Source organism: Acinetobacter sp. V89_7 (assembly GCF_029967895.1).
Classification (GTDB): Bacteria; Pseudomonadota; Gammaproteobacteria; order Pseudomonadales; family Moraxellaceae; genus Acinetobacter; species Acinetobacter soli.
Genome location: NZ_JASCAJ010000030.1, coordinates 146,465 through 173,188, shown reverse-complemented (window position 1 = coordinate 173,188; position 26,724 = coordinate 146,465). Strand labels below are relative to the sequence as shown.

Sequence of the window (26,724 nt, the reverse complement as noted above, 5' to 3'; positions counted from 1 at the left end):
CCTTATCCTTCATAATATTTGACCAATAATTGGTGTGCAGGATGATCCAGTGGAAGCAGCTCGGTTAATCGTTGTACAGCATCTATGGCTTCTGGAAAGCGTGCTAGATGCTTGAGCAACATATCAGGCTCTTTTGCTTTGTAAATTGCATCACTCAGACGTGATTCAAGACAGTCACGCCATGTACAAATAAAAGGACTCTCCGAGCGGGATAACAGCACACCTGTATACAGTTCTAAGGCCACAGCGACATAACCTGCATTAAGCGCATCTTCTGCCTGTAAAAAATCTGCCTCTACATGTGCCAGTAAGCGATAAGGTCTCGATCCGAGTAAGCCACCCAAAATATCACGCAACTGAGACATTTCAGCTTTGAGCGTCCCTACACTGACCTTGCGCTCACCATAAAGTGCATGATGCAGTTTTTCCAGATTCAGCCCTTGTGGACATAAAGTTAAAATAGTTAAAATTTCAACTTGTCGTGGCGTTAATACGAGCGCTTTGCCGTTAAATAATATCTGCGGTGTAGAAAAAGCACGAATAAATAAGTGCTGTCGCTGATGCTCGATAAGCGCATTTTGAATGATGGCAGCACAACGCTCTGCCGCCAACATGCCTAAAGCATTGTGATTTTTCCAAGTGGCAGATAAATCGACAACACCCACGGGTTGTTGTGTATAAGGATCTAAAATTGGCGCAGCGTAACACACCCAATCATGCACAGAAGACATGTAATGTTCATTGGAAAAAACACAACTCGACTGCCGGGTTTTAAGTGACAAAGCCAAAGCATTCGTCCCTACAAGCTCTTCTTTCCACTGACCACCAGCAACAAAATGGACCTTCTCAGCAGCGCTTCGCATTTGCGCACTTGGCGCTGCCCATAAAATCGTGCTGCCTATATCTGCCACCGCAATCACCATCGATGATTGCTCCGCGACGTGTTTAAGATCATGTTGACACGCCTGAATCGCCACATCTAAGACACTGGGATTTTTGTTTGAGGCAGGTTTGAGCAAAGGTGCAGCTAAGCGCTCTTTAGGAATATCGGCAGATGCAGATCGCTGCCAAGAGCTCGCAATACTTTGTTCAATTTTTTCAGCATGTTGCGGCGTCAGTACACTTTGATTTCTCAGTTTATCAATGGTATGCCGCTGGTGAAGTAAATCCTGTTTTGTAAACATTTGTCGTTCCCTTGCAAATTCTCATTATTTCCAACCTTTCTCCAACCTTATTTCTTCTATGCTAATTAAATAATGTACAAAAGTACCTTATACCAAAGCTGCAGATGCTTCAATCATAGATGAATAATAAGCAAAGGAATACTGATATGCGATACATCGACCCAAATCAACCCGGTTCAAAAGTTCAATTTAAAGCACAATATGAAAATTTTATTGGGGGTCAGTGGGTACCTCCTGTTAAAGGCGAGTATTTTGGCAACAGTTCTCCAGTAGATGGCAAGGTATTCACTCAAATTCCACGCTCTAGCATTGAAGATATCGAGCTTGCTCTCGATGCGGCGCATAAAGCAAAAGCCGACTGGAACAGCTCATCACCGACTGTTCGTTCAAATTTACTGCTTAAAATTGCAGACCGTCTAGAAGAAAATCTTGAGTTACTTGCCGTAGCAGAAACATGGGAAAACGGCAAACCGATTCGCGAGACACTGGCAGCAGATATTCCACTGGCGATTGACCATTTCCGCTATTTTGCAGGATGTATTCGCGCTCAAGAAGGTGGAATTTCTGAAATTGATGAAGATACCATTGCCTATCATTTTCATGAACCGCTCGGTGTGGTTGGACAGATCATTCCGTGGAACTTTCCAATCTTAATGGCCGCGTGGAAACTTGCACCAGCACTTGCAGCGGGTAACTGCATTGTATTAAAGCCTGCCGAGCAAACGCCTTCAAGTATCCTGGTATTAATGGAATTGATTCAAGATCTAGTTCCACCTGGTGTACTCAATATTGTAAATGGCTATGGTGCCGAGGTTGGTCGTCCACTGGCGACCAACCCAAGAATTGCAAAAATTGCATTTACCGGCTCAACAAAAGTTGGCCAGATGATTATGCAATACGCAACTGAAAATATTATTCCGGTTACGCTCGAACTGGGCGGTAAATCGCCTAATATTTTCTTTGAAGATGTGCTGGCACAGCAAGATGACTATCTTGAAAAAGCACTTGAAGGCTTTGCTATGTTTGCACTGAACCAAGGTGAAGTATGTACATGTCCATCACGCGCGCTGGTACAGGAAAGTATTGCCGATCAGTTTCTGGAATTGGCAGTCGAACGGGTTAAAAAAATCAAAACCGGTCATCCACTTGATACCGACACCATGATTGGTGCTCAAGCATCTAAACAACAGTTTGATAAGATTATTGGCTGCATCGATACTGGTCGAAACGAAGGCGCGCAATTGATGACGGGTGGCGATCCACGTCACGATGTTGATGGTGGTTTTTATATTGAACCGACTATTTTTAAAGGTGACAACAGCATGAAAATTTTCCAAGAGGAAATTTTTGGGCCAGTACTATCGGTCACCACATTTAAAGATTTTGATGAGGCCATCAAGATTGCCAACGACACCATGTATGGCTTAGGTGCTGGTGTATGGTCTCGCTCTGCACACACCTCATATCGTGCGGGCCGTGCAATTCAGGCTGGTCGAGTCTGGACCAACTGTTACCATTTATACCCTGCTCATGCCGCATTTGGAGGATATAAGCAGTCTGGTATTGGACGGGAAAACCACAGAATGATGCTCGATCATTATCAGCAAACCAAAAACTTGTTGGTGAGCTACTCAACCAAACCAATGGGCTTCTTCTAATCACGTGTAACGTACCAAAAAAAGGCCCACGATGGGCCTTTCTTTTTAGCAATATCGAGGTATGGCTTTGCATTTTGTTCTATGCATACTTCAGGTATGATCGCATGAGATCTTTTTAATATTGTGTAATTTACGCCATGAAAACTATTTATGCAGTTCAACATTTGGCCTTTGAAGATCTCGGCTCACTTGAAGATCTTTTTTATGAGCTCGGTTTTAGGGTGCGTTATTTTGAAGCAGGTGTAGATGACCTCAAGCCTGCCTTTGAGCATGATGGCCTTACCGTCATTTTAGGTGGTCCAATCGGTGTGTATGAAGAAGCCGACTATCCATTTTTAAAACAAGAAACGGCACTTCTTAAAGCGCGCTTAGCGGCGAATAAGCCGACGATTGGAATTTGCTTGGGTGCTCAGCTTATTGCAAAAGCACTCGGTGCCAAAGTTTATGCTGGAGAGCACAAAGAAATTGGATGGAGTACGTTAGACATCAAGGCCACATCAGAGAACCCATTACAAGGGCTGATCGATCAACCGGTTTTACACTGGCACGGTGATACCTTTGATTTACCTACGTCAGCGACGCTGCTGGCAAGTTCAGAACATTATCCGCATCAGGCATTTTCATGTGGAACGAATGTACTTGCTTTACAGTTTCATTTGGAAGTGTGTGGTGATAACTTTGAACGCTGGCTCATCGGGCATACAACTGAGCTTCGACAAGGAAATTTTTCAGTTCAAGCGCTTCGCGCCGATACCGCACGCTATGCTCAAGATTTATCTCACGTGGCACGTTCGATTCTCTTGGATTATCTCAAGCAGCTCAATTTGGTATAAGTCAGCTTTATTTCTGATCTTTTATTCGTCACTGGAAAATTGATCGATCACTTGCTGCTCGGTCATTTGAGGTGACTTCGTTAGAAATTGATAATAATCTGGCTTGTGATCGGCATAAATCTCAAGATGGATTTTGGCATTGGAAGCTAAATCGAATAATTCGGCATTAATGCTGTAATACTCTCGTTCGTTCAGCCTATAAAACAAATTGGTGCCGCACTGCTGGCAAAAATATCGTGCCGCCCATTCCGATGAGTCATATTTTCGAACAAATTGCTGTCCAGTAAGCTTGATTTTTTGAGTCGATTCAACCGTCAAAGCTGGACCTCCTCCCCATGTTCTACACATGCCGCAATGACACACTGTAATTTCCTCAGAATTGACCTCAACGTCAATCTGCACTGCACCACACAAACAAGCGCCTAACATTTCTTATTTTCCTTATTTGTTTGAGTCGGTTTTTATACTATCGAAAAAAAAACATCACATGGCTAAATATTGCACTGTGATGCTTTAGATTTTGTAAACACTTATGCGCTTTTAATACTCAGCTTAATTGCAGCCAGCGTCGCTATTCAATTTTGAGCTGAAATTCATCTTGGCTAATTTTAATCTTGAGCTTTTTGTATTTACGCTTACTGGCATCGAGTGCTGAGTGCAAAACCTCATTAGAAAAAGTTGTATCATTCATCAACTCCGAATAGATTTTATATCCAATCACAATCTTGGATGGCTTTTCCCCATTATGTTTAAAATCTTCAATTAATTGATCAAGATATGCAACATTTGCTTTTTTCATCAGATCTATTCTTTCAGCCTTGATACTTATTTAAAGTACTTAGATTTCTTTACACTTTGATTAATTTTAAAAAATTAACGACTACATGATCATTTTTTACTGGAAATTTAAACTGAAAAGCAGCAATTTTGTTCTATAAACCACTATCACGTTTTATCATTCTCTACAGCATGCGTTACAGGTAAGTTTATTATGTCCCGAAGACCGCGTGAACAGGTTCATTATCTGCATCTTAAGGAGTTAGGTGGATTAGAAATGCTGAGCGCACAATACTATCAGCAAACATTTTCTCGTCATGTTCATGAAGGCTTTTGTATTGGTGTAATTGAAGAAGGTGCGCAGCGTTTTTTCCGTACTGGTGCTCACCATGTTGCGCCCAAAGGCGATATTATTTTAGTCAATCCAGATGAAATTCATACAGGCTCTTCGGCTGTTGAAACTGGTTGGCGCTATCGAGCAATTTATCCAACCCCTGAACTATTGAGCCGTCTTACTCAGGATTTGGTTTCTACCCAGCGTTTCATTCCTTGGTTTACGCATGCTGTGGTTCATGATGAAGGTCTTGCCCAGCAACTCAGATTATTATTTGATCTTCTTGAGCAGCCACAGAATATTTTACTTAAAGAAACGCTTTTTCTATCTACCATGGCTTGGTTGACTACACGCTATAGTCAAACAAAGCCGTCATTGTTGAGCTTAAGTGATGCCAAAAGCAAAATACTTACAAGCAAAGAAATGATCGCAACACATCCCGAACATGATTTTTCACTGGGTGAACTTGCAGGCTTTGCGCATTTAAGCCAGTGGCATTTTTTAAGACAATTTAAAAAACATGTAGGTTTTTCTCCGCATGCGTGGCTTGTTCAATGTCGTATTATGAAAGCACAAAAATTATTACGTGAAGATTTGACGATTTCAGATGTCTCGCAACGTTGCGGTTTTTCAGATCAAAGTCATTTCACGCGACATTTTAAAAATGCACTCGGTATCACACCCGGCGGTTATATTCGAAGTTTAAAATAAGCAAGTTTATGCAATCAAGATCAATTTTAGGTGGCTAAAATCGTACTGTTATTTTGAGATGTAAAATCCAATCATGATGAATAATGTAATATCGAATTATTTTAACTTGGCCCATATACGTGATTTAGTTACGGGCGCCTTAAAAATTACTCCCTTGTGCATTGCTGTTTTGCCATGGGGATTACTGGCCGGTTCGATGGCGATTCAGGCTGGACTTTCCCCTGCTCAAGCCATCGGGATGTCTGCTTTTGTATTTGCTGGTGCAGCTCAGTTGGTTTCACTTGGTATGATCATGGCGGGCGCTCCACTCATTAGTATTGTTTTGTCTGTATTTCTGATCACCTCACAACATTACCTATACGCGCTCAACTTACGTTCATCTGTGAAAAATGAATCTTTCGGCAAACGTGTATTATTGGGATTTGTTTTAACCGATGAGCTCTTTGCAATCAGTAGCACTCAACCACATTACAACTATCGTGTACTACTCGGTGCAGGAATCTGGTTTTATCTCTGCTGGCTTGTGTTTAGTTTTTTTGGTGTTCTACTGACCTCATCATTTTCACAACTTGAACACATGCATCTGGATTTTTCTATTGTTGCAACGTTTATAGCCATTATTGTGCCTCTGATTCAAAACCGACATGCTCTGATCGGGGTGATCACCACGCTTGTTCTGACAGCACTAAGCCTATATTTAAATATCTTGATGGGTGGATTAATTGCTGCACTGATTGGGATGTGCGTAGCGGCATGGTCTGAATCTAAGGAGAAAAAAGAATGACATGGACATTTATGCTTTTACTGGCGGGAATTGTCTTTTTAAATCGTTATATTTTTTTAGAACCTCGTTTTCCGATCAAAATTCCCGACTGGCTTAATCGTGCCTTGCGCTATTCTGCACCTTGCATTCTTTCATCGATTTGCGTTCCGATTATTCTGATGGATAATCATGTCTTTCGAGAGCACATTATAAACCCCTACTTTATTGCCACACTGATTACCATATTGGTTGCCTATGTTATTCGACATACGCTAGCCACAATCTGTATAAGCCTGAGCAGTTTTTATCTTCTGGTGTATTTAATGGCCTGATTTGGTTCTAGTTAAAACGCTGACTTGGGCGTATGTTTTTCCGTGTCGGTTTGTTCAATATTCTCATCATATCGAAATTCTTATCATATCGAATCAATGAGGATGCGCAAGATGTGTAGCTTATCCGACATGCTAATACAGGCTAAATTTTAGTGACAAATATCATAGTCGATGGCCAATAAGTTGAACTCATGCAGCCCAAGTGAATTAAAAACTTACTTTTTGTAATTAAACTCGTTTTTATTGCCTAAATCGAGTACATTCAGGACAACAGACTGCGTAATTAAACGCAGATCGTACATTAAATTTTAATTGAAAATTAACGCATTCTAAAAATTATAGTTTGAATTAAAGGACAAAATTATGTTTAAGCACATACTTTTGAGTTCTATTATTGCATCTTCGACCTTTCTTTTATCTTACACTGCTCAGGCGTGTACTCGTGTGGTATATCAAGGTAATAATCAGAATATTCTCACTGCCCGATCCATGGATTGGAAAAGTGATGTAGGTACCAATCTGTGGATTCTACCTAGCGGTATCAAACGCAGTGGCAATTCAGGTAAAAACTCCATCCAGTGGACGTCTAAATACGGAAGCGTTGTTGCTACTGGTTATGATGTTGCAACCACAGACGGTGTCAACGAAGCAGGACTCAACGCCAATCTATTGTGGCTGGTGGAATCACAATATCCAGACGAAAAAACCTCGAACAAGCCTAAATTAACCATTGCCGCGTGGGCACAATATGCGCTCGATAATTTTGCAACCGTAAATGAAGCGGTTACAGCTTTAGAAAAAGAGCCGTTTATTATTGTCAGTGATGCAGTTCCCGGAGAACAAAGACTAACTACCTTACATTTGTCACTTTCCGATGCCACGGGCGACAGCGCTATTGTTGAATATATTAATGGCAAGCAAGTGATTCATCATAGTAAGACTTATCAGGTGATGACCAATTCCCCTATTTTTGAAGAGCAGCTTGCCTTAAATGAATATTGGAAAAAAATAGGGGGAACAACATTTTTACCGGGAACCAATCGAGCAGCTGACCGATTTGCTCGGGCATCGTTTTATATCAATGCCATTCCCAAAACTGAAGATCCAAAAGCTAGTCTTGCTTCTGTATTTGGCGTGATTCGAAACGTATCTGTTCCTTATGGCTTAAATACTGAAGAAGAACCTAATATTTCATCGACCCGATGGCGAACAGTGGTTGACCATAAACATAAAATGTACTTTTTTGAATCGGCTCTTTCACCCAATATTTTTTGGATAGATTTAAAAAAGATTAACTTTAAAGATGGTATAACAAAGAAACTGAATTTAGGAAAAAATCAGGAAAATGTCTATGCGGGAGATGCAACCAGTCAGTTTAAAGCATCAACCCCATTTCATTTTTTAGGTAAAGACGATTAAGTCGAAAGTTTCTCAAAATTGGATGAACGAGGAAAAACATGAAAAGAATTTTTGGGTGGTGTACAGCACTCTTTTTATTGCATGGTTGTGCAACTGTTCCTCAAGATACGGCTCCACCGGATGATGTGGCAACGGCGGGACTGCTTTTGTGTCAACCGACCGAACAGTGCCCAATTATGAGTGCACGCTGGAATCCGGAAAATAAGAGCCAATTAAGAATCGATGTTCGCCTCAATAGCTCGTATTTGTATTACGACATCAAAAAGGTGACTTTTATTGTTGATGGTAAACATTTATCTTACAAACCCAAACAGCCTACCGTCTTACGTTATGTGAATCGTTTAGAGCCTAGACGTTCGAGTAACTATATTGTGGTACCAAGTAGCTTTTTATCTGAATTTAAAAACGCAAAATCGATTGAAGTACAAATCAATACCGATCATGGTCCAATCAAACGTGCCATGTATAAAGATGGACAACAATCAAGCGCCTATAAAAACTTTATCGAAGTGTATAACAAGTCATAAAAAAACACCTCACGCCATCGATGGTGTGAGGTGTTTTCTAAAGTAGCGTCTTAAGGCGCGATTGGCTCAAAAGGCGGAATCACATCTGCGTTTTGTGCACGATGGCGCATAAAATGATCCATCAACACAATCGCAAGCATTGCTTCTGCAATTGGCGTTGCCCGAACTCCGACACACGGATCATGGCGACCTTTGGTTAAAACATCGATATTTTCACGATCGATATTAATGGTTTTACCCGGCGTAGTGATACTCGCAGTTGGCTTCAAGGCAATCGCAACGCGAATATCCTGACCGCTTGAAATTCCGCCTAAAATACCCCCTGCATGATTCGCCAAGAACCCATCAGCGCTCAACTCATCACGGGTTTCATGCCCAAACTGGCCAGCAACAGCAAAACCGTCGCCAATTTCAACCCCTTTTACTGCATTAATGCTCATCATCGCATGTGCAATATCGGCATCGAGTCGATCAAATACAGGTTCCCCCCAACCAACTGGAACATTTTCTGCTACGATTTCGAGTTTGGCGCCACAACTTGTACCTTGTTCACGTAAAGACGTAACTAAAGCTTCAAAACGTGGAACGGCATCAACATCACCACAAAAAAATGGATTTTGAGAAACTTCATTCCAGTCGAGTTTTTCTGTTACTTCAGTTCCGATTTGTGTTACGTGCCCGCGAATGACAATACCAAACTTCTCTGCAAGAAACTTTTTCGCAATCGCGCCAGCAGCGACACGCATGGCCGTTTCACGTGCACTTGAGCGTCCGCCACCGCGATAATCGCGAAAACCATACTTTTGCGTATAGGTATAATCGGCATGTCCAGGACGGAAAGTTTGCGCAATATTGCCGTAATCTTTCGACTTTTGATCCGTATTTTCAATGTATAGACCAATCGATGTACCCGTAGTTTTACCTTCAAACACACCCGAAATAATTTTAACCTGATCGGGCTCTTTGCGCTGTGTTGCAAACTTTGAGGTACCCGGTTTACGTCGATCAAGATCCTGTTGTAAATCCGCTTCAGAAAGTTCAAGACCCGGCGGAACACCATCTACAATTGCCATCAAGCCGACGCCATGCGATTCCCCACAGGTGGTGACTCGAAACAGCTGTCCAATACTATTCCCTGCCATAACGTTCCTTCCTTATCTCTCTAATGATGCTTGAAATAATTTCTGATGACGACGGCACTGTTCAGCAGTCAATGCAAAGATTCCCGAACCACCTTTTTGGAATGTTAACCAGTGGAAATCGACCGTATTAAAGTTTTGACGCATCGCCCACTCAGAATTACCCACCTCAATCACAATCAGACCATTTTCGCTTAAGTAATCAGCCGCTTGCGCGAGCATTTTACGCACCAAATCTAGTCCATCCTGACCTGCTGCCAAAGCCAGTTCAGGCTCATGTAAAAACTCTTCTGGTAAGTCAGCCATATCTTCAGCGTCAACATAAGGCGGGTTGCTGACAATCAAATCGTACTGATTTTCTGCAGGAATTTTTGCGAAAAGATCCGACTCCATAAGTGCAATTTGATATTGCTTATTGTGATGTTCAACGTTTAGCGCAGCCACTTCAAGTGCTTCTTTTGAAATATCTGTTGCATCTACTTCTGCATCTGGATAAGCATAACCCAATGCAACCGCGATACATCCTGAACCTGTACACATATCTAGAATTCGATGCGGTGTTTTTGGCGCAGCATTTTCAGGCAGATTGTTTTGTGCCTCTCGCATTTGACCATTTTCATCAAGGCAATAAGGCGCAAAACGTTGTTCAATCAGCTCTGCTACTGGTGAGCGAGGAATTAAAACACGCTCATCAACATAAAACGGTTTGTTGGCAAAATAAGCAAGATTCAGCAAATATGACGTTGGCGTACGCTCATTGATACGGCGTTCGAGTAAACTCAAAAATTCGGCTTTTTCACTTGGCAGCAATTTGGCATCTAGAATTTCTGAGTCTGCCGCCCATTCAAGTGACAACGTTTGCAATACCAATGCTGAGCTTTCAGCAAAATAATCTTCTGTCCCTTGTCCTAAATGAGCATCATATTGACGTAATGCAGTCACACCAAAACGAATAAAATCACGAATTGTGCTTAAACTTTCTGCTGCTTCCTGTAAATGTTCAGGGCTGATTGTCGGTCGCTCCACTCAGGGATCTCCAAAAGGTTGTTATGCAAAACGCGTTATCATACCTTGTTTTGCCAAGCTTTATAAGATCAAGATGGTATGCATTTAAAGGAACTGTGATCACGAGGTGCGATCATGTCATTCAAATCATTCTGTGTTAAAGATTCAAAAGCCCATTCATCATGAGTAGGCTTTTATTTTTTATAAAACTAAATAGCATTAAAAATCTTGTTGTGTTGGACGTAGCACAATTTCATTGATATCGACATCTTTAGGTTGTTCAATTGCATAGGCAATTACACGTGCAACACTGTCGAAAGGAATTGCCATTTTATAAAATTCTTTCACAGTTTCTGCGCTTTGATCATTGGAACTTCCAAATCTTCGCTTACTTTCAATTGCATACGGACAGAAAACCTAATGCCTGCTACAGAAGAGAGATTGATAACAAAATCAGATCTTTACAAATTCAAATTTAATCACAATAAAAAAAGAGACACCGCAGCATCTCTTTTTGAATGATTTATTGTGTCATTACTTATTTTTTAGCAGCAGTTGCTTCAGTGGTGATGTTGACTGTGATCTTATCACCTACGTTTGGTACGTAGTTGCCGATACCGAATTCTGAGCGGTTAAACGAAGTGGTTGCATTAAAGCCAATCGCTGGAACTTTTGCCATTGGGTGCTCACCTTGTTTATTAAGTACAGCATCAAGCACCACAGGTTTGGTAATGCCTTTAACGGTTAAATTACCTGTAATTTTGAAGTGTTTTTTGTCTTTGGTTTCAACTTTAGTACTTTTGAAGGTAATGTTTGGATACTTGGCTGCATTAAACCAGCCTTCTTGCTGGAATTCTTTATCTAGAGCTGGCACATTGGTATTTACGCTACTGACTGGAATCGTCACGTCTACCGATGAGTTCGCAGGTTTAGCGTTATCGACTTTAATGACACCTTGGATGTCACTGAAGTTCGCGCTTGGTGTTGAAAAACCAAAATGGTTCCAGCTAAATACGGTTGCTGTATGCGTTGGATCAATTTTGTAGTCTACTGGCGCTGCGAGTGCCAATGTACTGCTGATCGCAACCGCCAAACCTAAAGATAATGATTGAAGTTTCATTCGATGTTTTCCTTTTAAATCATGTTATTTAGTCTATACATTCAACAATTTAAATCATTCTGATTTATAAAACGATATGTTGCATGGATGAAACACCACACTTTAAATTTAATTTTTCTTAATAATTTTGAATTTTATTTATTTAAATTATACATTTAGAGGATGTAATAAAAGTTGCTCTAAAGAATTTATCTTATTTTAAAAGACAAAAAGCTACATTATTGATTCAATCGATCACAATTACAGGCAAAAAAAAGCCCTTGCAAACAAGGGCCTTTCTTTTAAAGCGCTAAAACTTAGTAGCTTTGTACCGCTTCAATTACAGCTTGGCTAGTAATACCAAAGTGCTGGAACAAATCTTTTGCAGGTGCAGATTCACCATAAGTGGTCATTCCGATCACTTTACCGTCTAGACCTACGAACTTCCACCAGTAATCGACATGCGCCGCTTCAATCGCAACACGAGCACGAATGCTCGCAGGCAATACCGCTTCACGATATGCTGCATCTTGAGTCATGAACAACTCTGCGCAAGGCATAGATACCACACGAACGCCTTCAAGCTGTGCGTAGGCATCCATCGCGATAGATACTTCAGAACCTGTTGCAATAATGATCGCTTTCAATTCGCCTTTTTCTTGTGCCAATACATAACCGCCTTTCGCAGCATCTTGAATTTGTGCTTCAGAACGTGACTGGAATGGCAAGTTTTGACGAGACAAGATCAATGCGGTTGGACCATCTTTACGCTCAAGCGCAGATTTCCATGCAATTGCTGTTTCAACTGTATCAGCAGGACGCCATGTATTGAGGTTTGGCGTACCACGAAGAGACGCGATTTGCTCGATTGGCTGATGTGTTGGACCATCTTCACCCAAACCAATTGAATCGTGGGTATATACATGAATCACACGTTGCTTCATTAATGCAGACATACGTACAGCATTACGCGCGTATTCCATAAACATCAGGAACGTTGCAACATAAGGAACAAAACCACCGTGCAGCGCAACACCGTTAGCAATGGCTGTCATACCGAATTCACGTACGCCATAGTAAACGTAGTTTCCTGCCGGGTTGTCCTGCACACCTTCACACCCTTTCCAAAGTGTCAGGTTAGAACCTGCCAAATCTGCTGAACCGCCTAGCATTTCTGGCAATAACGGACCAAACGCTTGCAAGGTGTTCTGGCTCGCTTTACGGGTTGCAATTGTTTCTGCTTTCTCATTCACCTGCGCAATAAATGCATCGGCTTGTGCAGTAAAGTCTGCTGGCAAGTCACCATTTACACGGCGCAATAATTCTGCTGCTTCAGTTGGATATTTTGCTTGATATGCGGCAAATACATCATTCCATGCAGCTTCAGAAGTTTGACCTTTTTCATTGGCATTCCAAGCGGCATAAATATCTTGCGGAATAACAAATGCTTCATCGCTCCAACCCAGTGCTTCACGGGTAAGTTTGATTTCTTCTGCACCCAATGGCGCACCGTGACAGTCTTCTTTACCTTGCTTGTTTGGAGAACCTAAACCAATAATTGTCTTACAGATAATTAAAGTTGGTTTAGTAGTTTCTGCTTTTGCTTCAATCGTTGCCTGACGAATTGCAGCGGCATCATGACCATCTACACGAAGAACTTGCCAACCGTAAGCCTTAAAACGTTGCTCAGTATCATCACTGAACCAACCTTCAACCTCACCATCAATCGAGATGCCATTGTCGTCATAGTAAGCAATGAGTTTGCCTAGACCTAATGTACCCGCCAATGAACACACTTCATGTGAAATGCCTTCCATCAAACAGCCATCGCCCAAGAAGCAATAAGTGAAATGATCAACGACTGTTAAGTCGTCTTTATTGAACTGAGCGGCTAGTGTTTTTTCAGCCAGTGCGAAACCAACAGCATTTGCAATGCCCTGACCTAAAGGACCTGTTGTTGTTTCGATACCTGGTGCATAACCATATTCTGGGTGACCCGGTGTTTTTGAATGAAGCTGACGGAACTGTTTTAAATCGTCAATTGAAAGATCATAACCAGTTAAATGCAACAACGCATAATGCAGCATTGATCCATGACCGTTAGACAGTACAAAACGGTCGCGGTTGGCCCATTGCGGGTTTGCTGGATTATGGTTTAAAAATTCACGCCACACCACATCAGCAATATCTGCCATCCCCATTGGTGCACCAGGATGCCCTGAGTTTGCTTGTTGCACAGCATCCATAGCCAATACACGAATTGCGTTTGCAATACGACGTTCGTTTAAAGGGGTCGTCATAGGTCAGTATCCAAATTAAAGCTGATAAGGAAGAAGAAATGAATCAGAATTCAAACTGTGAGTATTGTCTTAAAAAAAACTGAATGGGTAAAGCCTAGAGTGACGTTTCATGTTTGTTTTTTTGAATTCAGGCACAAAATGTCTAAAAATTAACTGATTCTCGATGATTTTTAAATTGCTCAAATCTGATGAACGAATCTAAAGGCAATAAATTTAAGCACTCAATCTTGTTGAAAGTGAATTTGATTCATCTTTATATACATCTTTGTTAGCTTCAATCAGTTATAGAGTTTTCGATTTAATACACTTCGGTGAAAAGAATCGGATGATTTCACATAAATTTCATCTGAGATTGATTATTGTATAACTGAAACTTAGACAAAACACTATGCTTTATAAGTTCTATTGATATAAATTAAAATTTATATGAATTGAAATAAATTCATTGATTTTAGTCAGCTTAAGCTAGTCCTGAAGTCTAAGTCGATGTAACATATCCCGTCTTTTGAATTAACTGTGATAGGACTTTCATGCGCGAGTACGCTGTTTTTACTTCGGAATCTGTAAGCGAAGGTCATCCCGATAAAATGGCAGATCAGATCAGTGATGCTATTTTGGATGCGATCTTAAAAGAAGACCCATACGCACGGGTTGCTTGTGAAACACTCGTAAAAACAGGTGCTGTGGTTCTGGCTGGTGAAATTACCACAACAGCGAATGTTGATTTTGAAGCGATCGTTCGTCAAACCGTAAACGGTATTGGCTACCATCACTCTGATCTCGGATTTGATGGTTCAACCTGTGCGGTCATTAACATGATCGGCAAGCAATCACCTGAAATTGCACAAGGTGTAGATCGTCAGAAACCTGAAGATCAAGGCGCTGGCGACCAAGGTTTGATGTTTGGTTATGCAAGCCGTGAAACTGACGTGCTTATGCCTGCACCAATCTCTTATGCGCATCGCTTAATGGAACGTCAAGCCGAGCTTCGTCGCTCTGGTGTTTTGCCATGGTTACGACCAGATGCAAAAAGCCAAGTCACATTCGCTTATGAAAATGGCAAACCTGTGCGTTTGGATGCGGTTGTTTTATCGACTCAACACGATCCTGAAATTTCTCAAGCACAGCTAAAAGAAGCCATTATTGAAGAAATTATCAAGCCAGTTATTCCAGCAGACATGTTCCATGCCGCAACTAAATTCCACATTAATCCAACGGGTTTGTTTGTGATTGGTGGCCCAGTGGGTGACTGTGGCTTAACAGGTCGTAAAATCATTGTAGATACTTACGGCGGTATGGCACGTCACGGTGGTGGTGCATTCTCTGGTAAAGATCCATCGAAAGTTGACCGTTCTGCTGCTTATGCAGGGCGCTATGTGGCAAAAAATATTGTCGCGGCTGGCTTGGCAGACAAATGTGAAATTCAGGTAAGTTACGCGATTGGTGTGGCTGAGCCAACTTCGATTTCAATCAATACGTTTAATACTGGAAAAGTAGATGACGAATTGATCGTGGCCTTGGTGCGCGAACACTTCGACCTTCGTCCATTTGGTATTACCCGTATGCTTAACCTGCTTCAACCGATGTATAAGCAAACTGCTGCTTACGGCCATTTTGGTCGCGAAGGATCAGATACTGCCTTCACTTGGGAAAAAACAGATAAAGTACAAGTGCTCAAAGATGCATCTGGCCTTTAATTGCTAAGCAATTGATTAAAAAAATGTCCGACACAAGTCGGACATTTTTTTGGTTTTAATTACGCGTTATTGATTCGATTTAGTCGGTTTATCATGATTAAAAATGTCCAGCAAAGTATGCTGATTGGGTGTGTCATCTTGCGCCTCAACATAGAAATGAAAGGTTTTAACTACCATCACTACGGCTAGACAACCCACCAAGCAAAATACCCACCACCCGTAAGGACTACGGATATGATGCGAACCACAGTGAGGACATTCTTTGTCTGTTGATGCAACGACCTTGTCACAACACGCACAACGATATTGATACAGCATGGGCTTCCCCCTGTCTTAGTGCTGATTTATTTTTCTAGTTTCGTTTGCATAATTAAGAACCAAATATGGATCTTTAATTGCATACTATGACAATGTGTATGATATTTCAACAGCAAACCATTTCAATCAAATGACTCAATAGTGCCAAAATTGTTACATTTTTGGCACGGCTAGTGAAAAAAAGTTTCAACTGTTAAAATGTGAAATGTCATGTAGCAATTAACCTCATCATATGGCTCAACTTATTAACAAAGGTGGTTTCCGTGAGCGCGCGAACCGCAGCCGTGGTTATCAGCAGTCTGAAAATCGCCAAACTGCGCTCCTTCCCAACAAATATCAACCCAATCACGGTACTGAAGCTTCTAGCCTCACATTAGATCAAGAGACTTCTGATAAAACTGATGACAATAAAAAAGCTGAATGAAAATATCATTCAGCTTTTTTTCAACTCAGAAAATCGTTTATTTCTGATCTTTGTGCTCGATTTGTTTCTGATCTGGCTTCACTTCGCGCGCTTCACCATCAATTACATTTGAATCTTGAAATGGAGATCCACCACCCTGCTGATTCTGCATATTTTGCATTTGACGCATGAGATCTTCAAATGGGTTTTGGCCATTCGCTCCGCCAGCACCTCCCATCATGCCACCCATCATTTTGTTCATCATGGCTTCTTGACGCTTAGCGAGCGTTTTCATTAAGGCATTACGGAAGAATGTTTGTACCCCTGGAATTAAAATCAATAACGCTAAAATATCGGAAATTACACCCGGTATCATTAGTAAAAAGCCAGCCATCGCCGTTGCAAGTTTCTTGCTGACCGCTGGATCGTTACCAAGCTGACCTGACATCTGCATTTGTTGTAGTTGTGGCATGATGGTGGATGCACTTGAACGTAACATGTTCAAACCAATGAAAAAAGCGATAATAAACCAGAAAAACACGTACCAGCCGCTTATGAATTGAGCAATGCCAATCCATACAGCAATTTCCAGAATCGCGCCAAGAACAACAATAAGAAGTAAATTCATTTAAAACTATGTCTATCTCAAAAAATTAAAGGTTTTATGCAGTATCAAGACCGACTCAAAGAGAATCAAGCTTTTTTCATGCGCTTATGTAAAAATATGGGCATTATTTTATTTTTAAAGTCTTTTATGCCATTAATCATCGGAATTGATCCAGGTTCGCGTTTAACCGGTTATGGAATCATTGAAAAAAATGGAAATGACCTACGTTTTATCGATGCCGGCACGATTCGCACCGAAACCCAAGGAATGCCAGAGCGATTAAAACGAATTTTTGCTGGCGTTGAACGCATTGTAAAGTTTCATGGCCCAACCGAAGCTGCGGTTGAGCAAGTATTTATGGCACAAAACCCTGATTCTGCTTTAAAACTCGGTCAAGCACGCGGCGCTGCGATTGCTGCATTGGTCAATTTAGATCTAGACGTGGCTGAATATACCGCACGTCAGATCAAACAATCGGTGGTTGGATATGGCGCAGCCGACAAAGAGCAAGTGCAAATGATGGTCATGCGTATTTTGAGCTTAACCATCAAACCACAAGCAGATGCTGCGGATGCCTTGGCTGCTGCAATTTGCCATGCCCATGCATCGGGCAATATGAGTAAATTTGCAGTGCTCAATGCACTTGGCGGTATGGCCAGAGGCCGCAGCAGATACAGTAGCCGGCGTCGTTAAAATGAAATCTAAGGATTAACGACCTGATAGATCGCATCAAGCATTTGGTGCGCCTGAATCCCTCGTTGGCCCGATTGCGCCAGTCGATCACCTGCCTGTCCGTGTAAAGTCACAATATCCGATAACGAAATATGCGTATCGACTTGTGCTTTCAGGCTGGCAATCATACCTGCCAATACATCCCCCATACCCGCCGTGCCCATACCGGCATTACCAGTTGTACAGATCCAGAGCTGATCTGGTTCTAAAACAAGACTACCAGCACCTTTGAGTACCCATTGTCCAGAAAATCGCTGATAAAGCTGCTCAATGGCAGTCACTCGATCTTGTTCGATCTCTTTAGCAGAAGTATTTAGTAATCTCGCTGCCTCGCCAGCATGAGGGGTGAGATATACGTTTTGTGAAACTGTGAAACTGTGTTCAGCTAAAAACCAGAGTGCGTCGGCATCGATGACTAGATGTAATTCAGCGCGTTTCAGTAATACAGGACACCATTTCATAAACTGTTTTTCTGACCATTCATCACGGCCAAGCCCCATACCAAAACAAACCGAATCGATTTGCTGAAGTAAAGTCAGAATTTCATCTGAAGTTAAAGCTTGAATGTCTTTAATCATGATGTTGGGCGCTCGTGCCAAAATAGCAGCATGATGAGTCGCATCACAAACCACAGTCACTTTTCCGGCGCCAGCATGAAAGGCTGCTTCTGCAGCCATAATCACCGCGCCGCCCATATCACGATGGCCACCAACAACCAGTACATGGCCATATGTTCCTTTATGTCCAAAGGCTTGGCGTTTAGGCAATATGATCTTGGCAGATTTTAAAAGTGCGGTCGGTTGCAACGAAACGTCAGGTGGAAGCAAGTCAATCAGTTCAACTTGTCCAGAGAACTCAGAACCTTGCCCTGTATGCAGTCCTATTTTGTGGGCAAGCACGGTATAGGTGATATCGGCTTTAATTGCTATAGGCAAGCACTGCCCCGTATTTGCATTTAAGCCACTAGGTAAATCAAGCGCCACTTTAAACCCCGAAAGCTGATTAAAATGCTTAATCACCGTCTGCCAGTCTGAGTCGAGGTTACGATTTAAACCATGACCAAATAGCGCATCGATATGACAATCATATACATCGGGTACATCGAAAGATGAATGAATATTAAGCTGATGCCTACGCGCAATTTGTACGGCCTGCGCAAGATCTGGAGATTCACCTGCCGGGGCAGCAAAAATAGTAACCTGATAACCCGCTTGCTGAAGATAAGCCGCCAGAAAATAACCATCACCTGCGTTATTCCCCATTCCACACCAAACCGCGATTTTACGAGCACTTAGGCTATTTTTTTGAATGAAATGATCTAATTTATTGCAAATCGACCATGCAACCTGTTGCATAAGCCCGAGCGATGAATTTTGCTTTTGGAACCATCGTTGTTCCCATGCTCGGATCTCTTGGCTGTGATAAACTGCTGCATGCATTTTGAATTCTCCGTTATTTTTTAATTTATGCCACTTGATCAGCCGCATGGCAGCATTCCCCTCACCCAAGATGATCCAGAAGAACTCAAAAGCTGGATTAAATCGCAGGCCTTAGCGCTGGGTTTTTCTGATTGTGTCATCGCTAAACCAGATGCTCAAGACCAAATGCCACGTTTTAAAGAGTATTTAAAACGTGGTTATCATGCCGATATGCATTATCTGGCAGAAAATCTCGATAAGCGTGCCGACCCAACCCTACTGTTGCCGGGTACCAAAAGCATTATTTGTGTGCGCATGAATTATCTGGTAGAAAGCCCTAAGCCTCGATATGTACCAGATCAACCCAATTCGGCCATTATTGCGCGTTATGCACGCGGGCGCGATTATCATAAGGTCATGCGTGGGCGCCTCAAAACATTGGCTGGAATCATTAAAGCGCGCGTTGGTGAGTTTGAATCACGTCCATTTGCCGATTCTGCGCCAATTTTTGAAAAATCACTGGCGGAGAGTGCCGGAATGGGCTGGACGGGCAAGCACACCCTACTCATTCATAAAAAATCTGGCTCTTTTTTTGTGCTAGGTGAACTATTTACCTCTTTGGAATTGCCCTTTGATCAGCCTGCCACAGCACATTGTGGCTCATGTACCGCCTGTATCGATATTTGTCCAACCCAAGCGATTGTCGAACCGTATATGCTGGATGCACGCAAATGTATTGCCTATTTAACCATTGAATATAAAGGCATCATTGCTGAAGAATTAAGAGCTGGTATTGGTAATCGTATTTTTGGATGTGACGATTGCCAGCTCATTTGCCCGTGGAACAGTTTTGCAAAAATAGCTTCAATTCCGGACTTCAACCCGCGACATGGATTAGATAATATTTCACTACTTGAAATATGGACATGGGATGAGGCCACATTTTTGGCAAATACTGAAGGTAGCCCAATTCGGCGAACTGGCTTTCAATCATTTAAACGCAATATTGCGATTGGGTTGGGAAATGCACCCTACTCAGATGAAGTCATCGAGGCCTTAAAAATGGCGCGCGAGCAGCATGATGAAATTGTACAAATTCATATTGATTGGGCAATTGAACAACAATTGAAAAAACAATACCAGATCCATTAAAAAATGATGTTTTTTGCCCTTCGGCTTTGGCACGAATTCTGTATGATTAGGAACTAGTAAATGCAATCATCATGGACTATGACAATGACATTACGTAATGATTGGACTCGTGACGAAATCCAAGCACTCTACGATCAACCTTTTTTAGATTTGGTATTTCAGGCACAACAAGTGCATCGTGAGCATTTTTCTGCCAACACGATTCAAGTAAGTACGTTACTTTCAATCAAAACAGGTAAATGCCCGGAAGATTGTAAATATTGCTCTCAATCTGCACATTATGATTCTAAATTAGAAGCAGAAAAGCGTATTGCCGTCGATAAAGTTATTTTAGAAGCGAAAGCTGCTAAAGAATCTGGCTCTTCACGTTTTTGTATGGGTGCTGCATGGCGTAACCCGCATGAACGCGATATGCCTTATGTGCTTGAAATGGTTCGCGAAGTAAAATCACTGGGCCTTGAAACCTGTATGACACTTGGTATGCTGAATCAGTCGCAAGCTGAGCGTTTAAAAGATGCAGGGCTAGATTACTACAACCACAACCTCGATACATCACGCGAGTACTATAACAATATTATCAGTACCCGTACCTTTGATGATCGTTTGAATACGCTTGATCACGTTCGTGGTGCAGGCATGAAAGTGTGTAGTGGTGGTATTGTGGGCTTGGGCGAACAGAAACAAGATCGAATCGGCTTGTTACATGAGCTTGCAACGCTTCCAATTCATCCTGAATCTGTGCCAATTAATATGTTGGTACCAATTGAAGGTACACCATTGGCAGAAGTTGAAAAATTAGATGTGACTGAATGGATTCGTACCATTGCTGTAGCACGTATTATCATGCCACAGAGTTATATTCGTCTCTCGGCAGGCCGTGAATCTTTGAGTGATTCAGATCAAGCATTGGCATTTATGGCAGGTGCAAACTCCCTATTTTCCGGTGACAAACTTCTCACTACACCAAACGCTGGTGAAGGTAAAGATCAGGTCTTGTTTGCAAAATTAGGCCTTGTTGCAGAAAAACCAAAAGTATCTGTACGTGCCATGGCTGTCGATGCAATGTCAGCTTAAGTTCAGTTGGTAAGAAAAGCCCTCAAGTCATTTGAGGGCTTTTTTATATTGATGTCACTAAATTTCCATATTTTGCAGTTAAATACATTCCTTCTCGAATCAGATCTTCACCTAGTGCGTGACATACCCGTAATTGGTTTGTTGCTGTATCATAATGTAATGAATCAAAAATATCAGGATGATGAAATAAACAGATAATGGTTTCACTCAAATCTTGCGTTACTACATGGTCGAGTTTTGACATTTCGTTTCTTTAACAAATCTAAAAATATTCAAGAATAATCATAATTGTTAATCCACATAAAATAAAGTGTAGTATTTAATGCTAATTGGATAAGTACGTATTCTTTAATTTGTCTCTTATTAAAATTTATATGTAAAAATCAAAGATGGAAAACGAGTTTTCCACCTTTCAGCTAAATATATTTCTATATTTAGTTTATCTTATAAAAATTAAAATCAAACACTGTTTGGTTTGAGTGTATAAAAGCTATCTTTCTGCTTAGAAAGTAAATTAATAAATTCAGGAATATTATCAATTGACAAAGTATATGGATTAAATTCATCAATATTATATTCAGAGAAAAAATTAACAATTTCCTTGTGAAAAATAGCATATTTCATATGCCATTTAGAAAATAATCTGTCTGTTACATCCTCACAATACATTAATTCACAATTTTCATGACGAGGATCATTTAAGATTTTGTTATGAAAAAGATCATTAATTTTGATTTTGTTACCTTCAAGACACTGAACGAAATAGCCATTTCCATAATAAAGTGCACCACAAATAGCATTTGGGGTATTAAAATTTAATGCTTCAGTTAAAATATTAAATAATTCATTCATTGGATTATCGCATTCTTTTAACTTACTCACATACAGCATTCTTGCATCGCTCATACTTGTCTCGATATATAATAATTTAAAAAAATTAAAATAATACAAATACTTGCTGAAGGGATTTGTGTTTTTAATCACTTAAAGAATACTCTAAACTTTTTGTATAAGTAATAACTAAAATGAAAAATATTCTTTTTTGATCAAATTTTAACAAATATTGATAGAATCTGCCTTTATATTAAAAATATATTTAAAAATAAATACTTATTCTAATAATGTAGATTTATTGATAACTTACAGAGATTAATTAATATTATTCCACACCTTAAAAGTGTGACAAATTTAACAATTCTATTGCAAATTGATACATATTTTCATTTTATCCTTAGCAGATCTGTTGAATTTATACCCACTATAAATGCTTGAATTTCATAAAAAAACGTTTTTCATATCACTTTTCCTAAATTTCCATTTACGCATATCTCGATATCATTTAAGCAAATTTGATACCGTACCCACGCTTATTGCTAACTCATGCTTTGATGTTCTGATCTGGATGGATGTTCTTTATCTACTTCAAATCTCTTACATTCACCAATGGGCTTTATTAGAGTGATTGATGCATAAATAATCAAAGTATATGTGCCATACTGTGTATTATCTTTCCTTTACAACAAGCATCTTTCGGAGTCATTAAAGCTTAAAATAGAGCTTACCCGTTTAATTTATTAATAAATCGTCAAAAACAATTCGAGTTGGTCAATAATTGTCTTTGATTGCTTTACTCAACAAGATGACATGAGCTAGAATCCGAATGTTTTGCAATATAGCGTTTTTTTGCAATTTTTTTGAGAGTTTACGCTGTATCTACTTAATAAAAAACTTGTAATATATTTTGAAATTCGCTAAGATTGCGCTCAACGCAAATTGTTTGAAATACAATAACTTGCGATATAGGGCCTATAGCTCAGTCGGTTAGAGCAGCGGACTCATAATCCGTTGGTCCCCAGTTCGAGTCTGGGTGGGCCCACCATATAAATCAACCACTTAGGTGCATTAATCCTAAGTGGTTTTTTAATTTATAAGATTTTAGTAAGCGTATAGTAAGCAACTAAAATCAACGCAAAATTCTAAGATCATTAAAACCCGACACCATGATTTCTTGAACTTTTTCTGACATAACTCTACTGTTCTTATAAACAATTCTTAAATTTTTATTATGTAATATTCTTTGTTCACTTAAAGTAGACTTAAGTGAATTTTCGAGCTCCCAATCACTTCTCATCAACAACCACTCTGGTGTTTGAAATGAATAGTCGTTAAATGAACTGCTTTCAATTCTTATAAGTTTTGTTTGAATTATATTAAACAAAAAAATGTGTGCCCGTTCCATACCAACTAATAATGAAATTTCCTCCATACTATCAAGGATCAGATCATAAATTAAATTAAGCATTGGCAAGTCATGTTGTTGTTCAGCTAAAATATAAAGTAAGAAAAGGAAGCCAAAACTGTCCAAATTATGAAAATTTTTAATTTCATTTAAAATCTCCGCATTTAGAAGCGCACCTTCTCCATAACTTGAAGCCATATATTTTTTTAGATATTCGGGGGCTTTTTTTATCCAATACCAAGTTTCATATTTGAATTTTGGAATATTCTTTAATATGCTCCATATATAATGCTCATGTAATTCAATAGAGTTCGGAAGCTTCTCTCTAATCCTTTCTACCCATTTATTACCTAAAGTAACTTTTCCATTTTTAATTTTCGAGAAATATTGGCTATCACTTTCAATATTTAAATTTTCGTGAAAAAAAAATGAAAACTCTTCATCAGTTTTCACGTCAAAGTTGAGTTTTAGATAAATAGCAGTCGCATCATACCAAAATAAATTCTGTGCCACATCAATTGCTTGTACTTTTGGTCTAGCCATACCTTAAACTCCATTTTTTGTCAAGGTAATGAATCAAAGTTAATTATTACCTTTTTGAAGCATAAAAAAAATCATTTACTTGAGTAAAAGTTGAAACAGGTTGATTTTTTGATGAAAAAACAAGCAATTATTTGTAATCCACAGCTATTACTTAGTACAAAAGAAGCGGCTGAGATGCTTGGTTTAAAGCCACAAACATTAAGGAGATGGGCTATCTATGAAAACGGACCAATAACTCCTATCAGATATGGTCGATTAGTCCGCTGGAATAAACGTGAAATTTTAGATTTTGCTCGTGAAAATGTGTAAGGATATTAAAATGAAGACTAGTGAAAAAGACAATTTTTTCGAGCTAATAGAAAAATATGAACCACTTGAATACGATAATGGTTATTTCGAAGTTACAGAAGCAGGACTATTTTATATAAAAAAGAACAAAGATGCTGAGCATAAGAAATTTATTTCAAGCCCTATACTGGTATTAGCAAAAACCAGAGATGACCGCTCAGTTGCATGGGGTAGATTGTTAAAATGGATTGATGACTCAGGTGTTATCCATACATTAGCAATATCTATGCAAAATTTTCAAACTGATGGCGCCGAGTTAAGGAAAATGTTATCTGATCAGGGTGTGACGATTGGTATTGGCGTAAATGAGCGTAAGCTTTTTCTCACTTACTTAGCAAATTACCCCATTAAAAAATTTGCTTTGTGCGTAAATAAGGTTGGATGGCATGCTGATCAATATATTTTACCTAATAGTGTAATTGGATCTAATCAGTCAAATGAGATAGTAGTTTACCAAACGAATGATCCGTTACAAGATAAATATAAGCAGAAAGGAACACTAGCAGAATGGCAGGAAAATATTTCAAAAAAAGCAGAGGCTCATAAGTTTTTAGTACTAGCAATTTGTGTAGCTTTCGCAGGATCATTACTTAGTCCCTTAAAACAGAATGGGACAATTATTCATAATAAAAGTAAATCAAGCAAAGGTAAAACTACTTCTCTTTACGTATCAGCCAGCGTTTGGGGTAATCCTGTAGACTATTATCAGACTTGGCGAAGTACAAGTAATGCTCTTGAGCAAGCGGCATTTTCACATAATGATGGAGTTTTAATTCTTGATGAAATTAGTGAAATTTCAAACCCCTCAGAGCTAGGCAATATCGTTTATATGCTAATTAATGGTAGTGGGAAAGGACGTCTGACAAAATCGATTAGTTTAAGAGATATTAATAAATGGCAACTAATGGTTCTTTCCAGTGGAGAAAAATCATTATCTGAATTAATGCAAGAAGTTGGGCAAAAAACTAAATTAGGGCAAGAAATACGTTTAATTAACATCGATCTTGACTCATCACCATATGGTATTTTTGACTCAGTTGATTTTGAAGATAATGCTGCATTACAAGCAATTTTATTGAATAAAAATTTAAAACTTTACTATGGTACTGCAGGAATTGAGTGGTTGAACTATTTAACGAACGATCTTAAAAAAAGATCATCTGAGGCTCAAATTTTATTTGATGAGTATAGCAAATTGTTGATATCCGATTACAAAGAAGGACATATTATTAGAGTGGCTAACAGTTTTGCACTGATTGCAGTAGCTGGTGAACTGGCTACTCAAGCTAACATTACTTCTTGGCAAAGTGGGACAGCAATTCATGCAATTAAAAATGTATTTAAAGAATGGTATGATAATTTTGATCATAAATCAGGTTATGAAGATAAAGAAATACTTGAACACATTAAGTCTTTTTTTTCAATTCATGGATCGAGTCGTTTTGAGAGTCTGGAGCAAGTTTTTTGTAACCCAATTACTGGAAATCAAATTAATATAAAAACTACGAATAGAGTTGGTTACTGGAAAGATTCAGATGATGGTAAGTTGTATTTGGTTTATCCCGAACTATTTAAAAAAGACATCTGTATAGGACTTAATCATAGACAAGTATCAAAATTACTTCGTGATTACGGATGGTTGGATCATGATGATGGACGCACGACCAAATCGATACGCTTACCACACTTATCAGGTACTACGCGCATGATGATTTTTAAAGAATCTGAAATGTATAAATTTTCTATTGACTGAATATACAACAGTATTTAGGTGACAACGGTAACTTGGGTGACAGTATAGAATTGATTGGCTTAAAGATGTCACCAAAGAACTGTACTGTTCGGTGACAAGCTCAAACGCTTATTTATCAATATGTCACCAGTGTAGCCATTGTCACCAAAAATATACTAATAAATATATTTTATTTTCGATGCTACATAAGAAAAATGTATTATGAAAATATTTTACAAGATTCGATAAAATTTGTATGGATAATAAGGAATTTTATTCAATCCATGGAACACTTTCCCTTGGACCATAAATATAACCATCGCTTATCCAGAATTTACCACTATCTTTCGGCCCGTATATAAAATTACTATCGATCCAAT

At 39.6% G+C, this 26,724-nt stretch carries 27 protein-coding genes, 1 tRNA gene and 1 pseudogene; 15 read left to right on the top strand and 14 right to left on the bottom strand.

Annotated elements, in window-relative coordinates:
- Positions 1–2: 2 nt before the first annotated feature.
- Positions 3–1,184: a transcriptional regulator gene (locus tag QLG00_RS10680; protein ID WP_111812559.1), complete on the bottom strand. Its 1,182-nt coding sequence runs from the start codon at positions 1,182–1,184 to the stop codon at positions 3–5.
- A 146-nt stretch (positions 1,185–1,330) separates the two neighbouring features.
- Between QLG00_RS10680 and QLG00_RS10675 the strand changes: the two genes are divergently transcribed.
- On the top strand, positions 1,331–2,842 hold the full coding sequence (locus tag QLG00_RS10675; RefSeq protein ID WP_004937243.1) for an aldehyde dehydrogenase family protein: 1,512 nt from the start codon (positions 1,331–1,333) through the stop codon (positions 2,840–2,842).
- A gap of 137 nt (positions 2,843–2,979) precedes the next feature.
- Positions 2,980–3,675: a glutamine amidotransferase gene (locus QLG00_RS10670; protein WP_119689811.1), complete on the top strand. Its 696-nt coding sequence runs from the start codon at positions 2,980–2,982 to the stop codon at positions 3,673–3,675.
- 21 nt (positions 3,676–3,696) lie between these two features.
- On the opposite strand, the gene QLG00_RS10665 is transcribed toward QLG00_RS10670, so the two are convergent.
- On the bottom strand, positions 3,697–4,104 hold the full coding sequence (locus tag QLG00_RS10665; RefSeq protein WP_119689812.1) for a GFA family protein: 408 nt from the start codon (positions 4,102–4,104) through the stop codon (positions 3,697–3,699).
- A gap of 142 nt (positions 4,105–4,246) precedes the next feature.
- Positions 4,247–4,474: a hypothetical protein gene (locus tag QLG00_RS10660; RefSeq protein ID WP_004937238.1), complete on the bottom strand. Its 228-nt coding sequence runs from the start codon at positions 4,472–4,474 to the stop codon at positions 4,247–4,249.
- A 192-nt stretch (positions 4,475–4,666) separates the two neighbouring features.
- On the opposite strand from QLG00_RS10660, the gene QLG00_RS10655 reads away from it, so the two are divergent.
- The 5 genes from QLG00_RS10655 (at position 4,667) to QLG00_RS10635 (ending at position 8,538) form a co-directional block, all read left to right on the top strand.
- On the top strand, positions 4,667–5,497 hold the full coding sequence (locus QLG00_RS10655) for an AraC family transcriptional regulator (protein ID WP_119689813.1): 831 nt from the start codon (positions 4,667–4,669) through the stop codon (positions 5,495–5,497).
- Between the two features lie 73 nt (positions 5,498–5,570).
- Positions 5,571–6,281 carry an AzlC family ABC transporter permease gene (locus QLG00_RS10650; protein WP_004947014.1) on the top strand — a complete coding sequence of 237 codons (711 nt, stop codon included), beginning with the start codon at positions 5,571–5,573 and terminating at the stop codon, positions 6,279–6,281.
- On the top strand, positions 6,278–6,592 hold the full coding sequence (locus QLG00_RS10645; protein WP_004937233.1) for an AzlD domain-containing protein: 315 nt from the start codon (positions 6,278–6,280) through the stop codon (positions 6,590–6,592). The genes QLG00_RS10650 and QLG00_RS10645 overlap by 4 nt, the downstream gene beginning before the upstream one ends.
- Positions 6,593–6,955: 363 nt before the next feature.
- Entirely contained in the window at positions 6,956–8,011 is a 1,056-nt protein-coding gene (locus tag QLG00_RS10640; RefSeq protein WP_119689814.1) for a linear amide C-N hydrolase, read from the top strand.
- A 38-nt stretch (positions 8,012–8,049) separates the two neighbouring features.
- Positions 8,050–8,538 (top strand): hypothetical protein, encoded by a 489-nt coding sequence (locus QLG00_RS10635; RefSeq protein WP_025095180.1) that lies wholly within the window; start codon positions 8,050–8,052, stop codon positions 8,536–8,538.
- A 50-nt stretch (positions 8,539–8,588) separates the two neighbouring features.
- Here the strand turns inward: QLG00_RS10635 and aroC are convergent, their stop codons facing one another.
- The 5 genes and pseudogenes from aroC to tkt form a co-directional block, all read right to left on the bottom strand.
- On the bottom strand, positions 8,589–9,680 hold the full coding sequence (gene aroC, locus QLG00_RS10630) for a chorismate synthase (RefSeq protein WP_004947003.1): 1,092 nt from the start codon (positions 9,678–9,680) through the stop codon (positions 8,589–8,591).
- 12 nt (positions 9,681–9,692) lie between these two features.
- Entirely contained in the window at positions 9,693–10,703 is a 1,011-nt protein-coding gene (gene prmB / locus QLG00_RS10625) for a 50S ribosomal protein L3 N(5)-glutamine methyltransferase (RefSeq protein ID WP_282470956.1), read from the bottom strand.
- Positions 10,704–10,901: 198 nt separating this feature from the next.
- A pseudogene (locus QLG00_RS10620) lies at positions 10,902–11,090 on the bottom strand (oxidoreductase); the annotation flags it as partial.
- 130 nt (positions 11,091–11,220) lie between these two features.
- Complete coding sequence (locus tag QLG00_RS10615; protein ID WP_004937223.1) at positions 11,221–11,802, bottom strand: YceI family protein; 582 nt, start codon at positions 11,800–11,802, stop codon at positions 11,221–11,223.
- 296 nt (positions 11,803–12,098) lie between these two features.
- Complete coding sequence (tkt, locus tag QLG00_RS10610) at positions 12,099–14,081, bottom strand: transketolase (RefSeq protein ID WP_104124330.1); 1,983 nt, start codon at positions 14,079–14,081, stop codon at positions 12,099–12,101.
- 530 nt (positions 14,082–14,611) lie between these two features.
- On the opposite strand from tkt, the gene metK reads away from it, so the two are divergent.
- Positions 14,612–15,778, top strand: coding sequence for a methionine adenosyltransferase (gene metK / locus QLG00_RS10605; RefSeq protein WP_004937219.1), 1,167 nt, complete (start codon positions 14,612–14,614; stop codon positions 15,776–15,778).
- A 66-nt stretch (positions 15,779–15,844) separates the two neighbouring features.
- On the opposite strand, the gene QLG00_RS10600 is transcribed toward metK, so the two are convergent.
- Positions 15,845–16,096, bottom strand: coding sequence for a hypothetical protein (locus QLG00_RS10600; protein ID WP_004937217.1), 252 nt, complete (start codon positions 16,094–16,096; stop codon positions 15,845–15,847).
- 232 nt (positions 16,097–16,328) lie between these two features.
- Between QLG00_RS10600 and QLG00_RS10595 the strand changes: the two genes are divergently transcribed.
- Positions 16,329–16,520 (top strand): hypothetical protein, encoded by a 192-nt coding sequence (locus QLG00_RS10595; protein ID WP_282470955.1) that lies wholly within the window; start codon positions 16,329–16,331, stop codon positions 16,518–16,520.
- Between the two features lie 37 nt (positions 16,521–16,557).
- Here the strand turns inward: QLG00_RS10595 and QLG00_RS10590 are convergent, their stop codons facing one another.
- A complete protein-coding gene (locus QLG00_RS10590; RefSeq protein WP_025095185.1) occupies positions 16,558–17,127 on the bottom strand; it encodes an FxsA family protein in 570 nt (189 codons plus the stop codon).
- A 126-nt stretch (positions 17,128–17,253) separates the two neighbouring features.
- Between QLG00_RS10590 and ruvC the strand changes: the two genes are divergently transcribed.
- Entirely contained in the window at positions 17,254–17,799 is a 546-nt protein-coding gene (gene ruvC / locus QLG00_RS10585; protein WP_025095186.1) for a crossover junction endodeoxyribonuclease RuvC, read from the top strand.
- An 8-nt stretch (positions 17,800–17,807) separates the two neighbouring features.
- On the opposite strand, the gene QLG00_RS10580 is transcribed toward ruvC, so the two are convergent.
- Positions 17,808–19,277 (bottom strand): NAD(P)H-hydrate dehydratase, encoded by a 1,470-nt coding sequence (locus tag QLG00_RS10580; RefSeq protein WP_282470954.1) that lies wholly within the window; start codon positions 19,275–19,277, stop codon positions 17,808–17,810.
- Positions 19,278–19,304: 27 nt separating this feature from the next.
- Here QLG00_RS10580 and queG point away from each other — a divergent pair, with 27 nt between their 5' ends.
- On the top strand, positions 19,305–20,408 hold the full coding sequence (gene queG, locus QLG00_RS10575; RefSeq protein ID WP_119025783.1) for a tRNA epoxyqueuosine(34) reductase QueG: 1,104 nt from the start codon (positions 19,305–19,307) through the stop codon (positions 20,406–20,408).
- An 84-nt stretch (positions 20,409–20,492) separates the two neighbouring features.
- A complete protein-coding gene (gene bioB / locus QLG00_RS10570) occupies positions 20,493–21,482 on the top strand; it encodes a biotin synthase BioB (protein WP_025095189.1) in 990 nt (329 codons plus the stop codon).
- Positions 21,483–21,525: 43 nt separating this feature from the next.
- Here the strand turns inward: bioB and QLG00_RS10565 are convergent, their stop codons facing one another.
- A complete protein-coding gene (locus QLG00_RS10565; RefSeq protein ID WP_282470953.1) occupies positions 21,526–21,726 on the bottom strand; it encodes a hypothetical protein in 201 nt (66 codons plus the stop codon).
- A 215-nt stretch (positions 21,727–21,941) separates the two neighbouring features.
- A complete protein-coding gene (locus QLG00_RS10560; RefSeq protein WP_151790934.1) occupies positions 21,942–22,388 on the bottom strand; it encodes a BLUF domain-containing protein in 447 nt (148 codons plus the stop codon).
- A gap of 896 nt (positions 22,389–23,284) precedes the next feature.
- Here QLG00_RS10560 and QLG00_RS10555 point away from each other — a divergent pair.
- A tRNA-Ile gene (locus QLG00_RS10555) sits at positions 23,285–23,361 on the top strand.
- An 84-nt stretch (positions 23,362–23,445) separates the two neighbouring features.
- On the opposite strand, the gene QLG00_RS10550 is transcribed toward QLG00_RS10555, so the two are convergent.
- Positions 23,446–24,264, bottom strand: coding sequence for a hypothetical protein (locus QLG00_RS10550; protein ID WP_282470952.1), 819 nt, complete (start codon positions 24,262–24,264; stop codon positions 23,446–23,448).
- 111 nt (positions 24,265–24,375) lie between these two features.
- On the opposite strand from QLG00_RS10550, the gene QLG00_RS10545 reads away from it, so the two are divergent.
- Complete coding sequence (locus QLG00_RS10545) at positions 24,376–24,573, top strand: helix-turn-helix domain-containing protein (RefSeq protein ID WP_076032591.1); 198 nt, start codon at positions 24,376–24,378, stop codon at positions 24,571–24,573.
- A 10-nt stretch (positions 24,574–24,583) separates the two neighbouring features.
- A complete protein-coding gene (locus tag QLG00_RS10540) occupies positions 24,584–26,365 on the top strand; it encodes a DUF927 domain-containing protein (RefSeq protein ID WP_282470951.1) in 1,782 nt (593 codons plus the stop codon).
- The last annotated feature ends 359 nt before the right edge of the window (positions 26,366–26,724 follow it).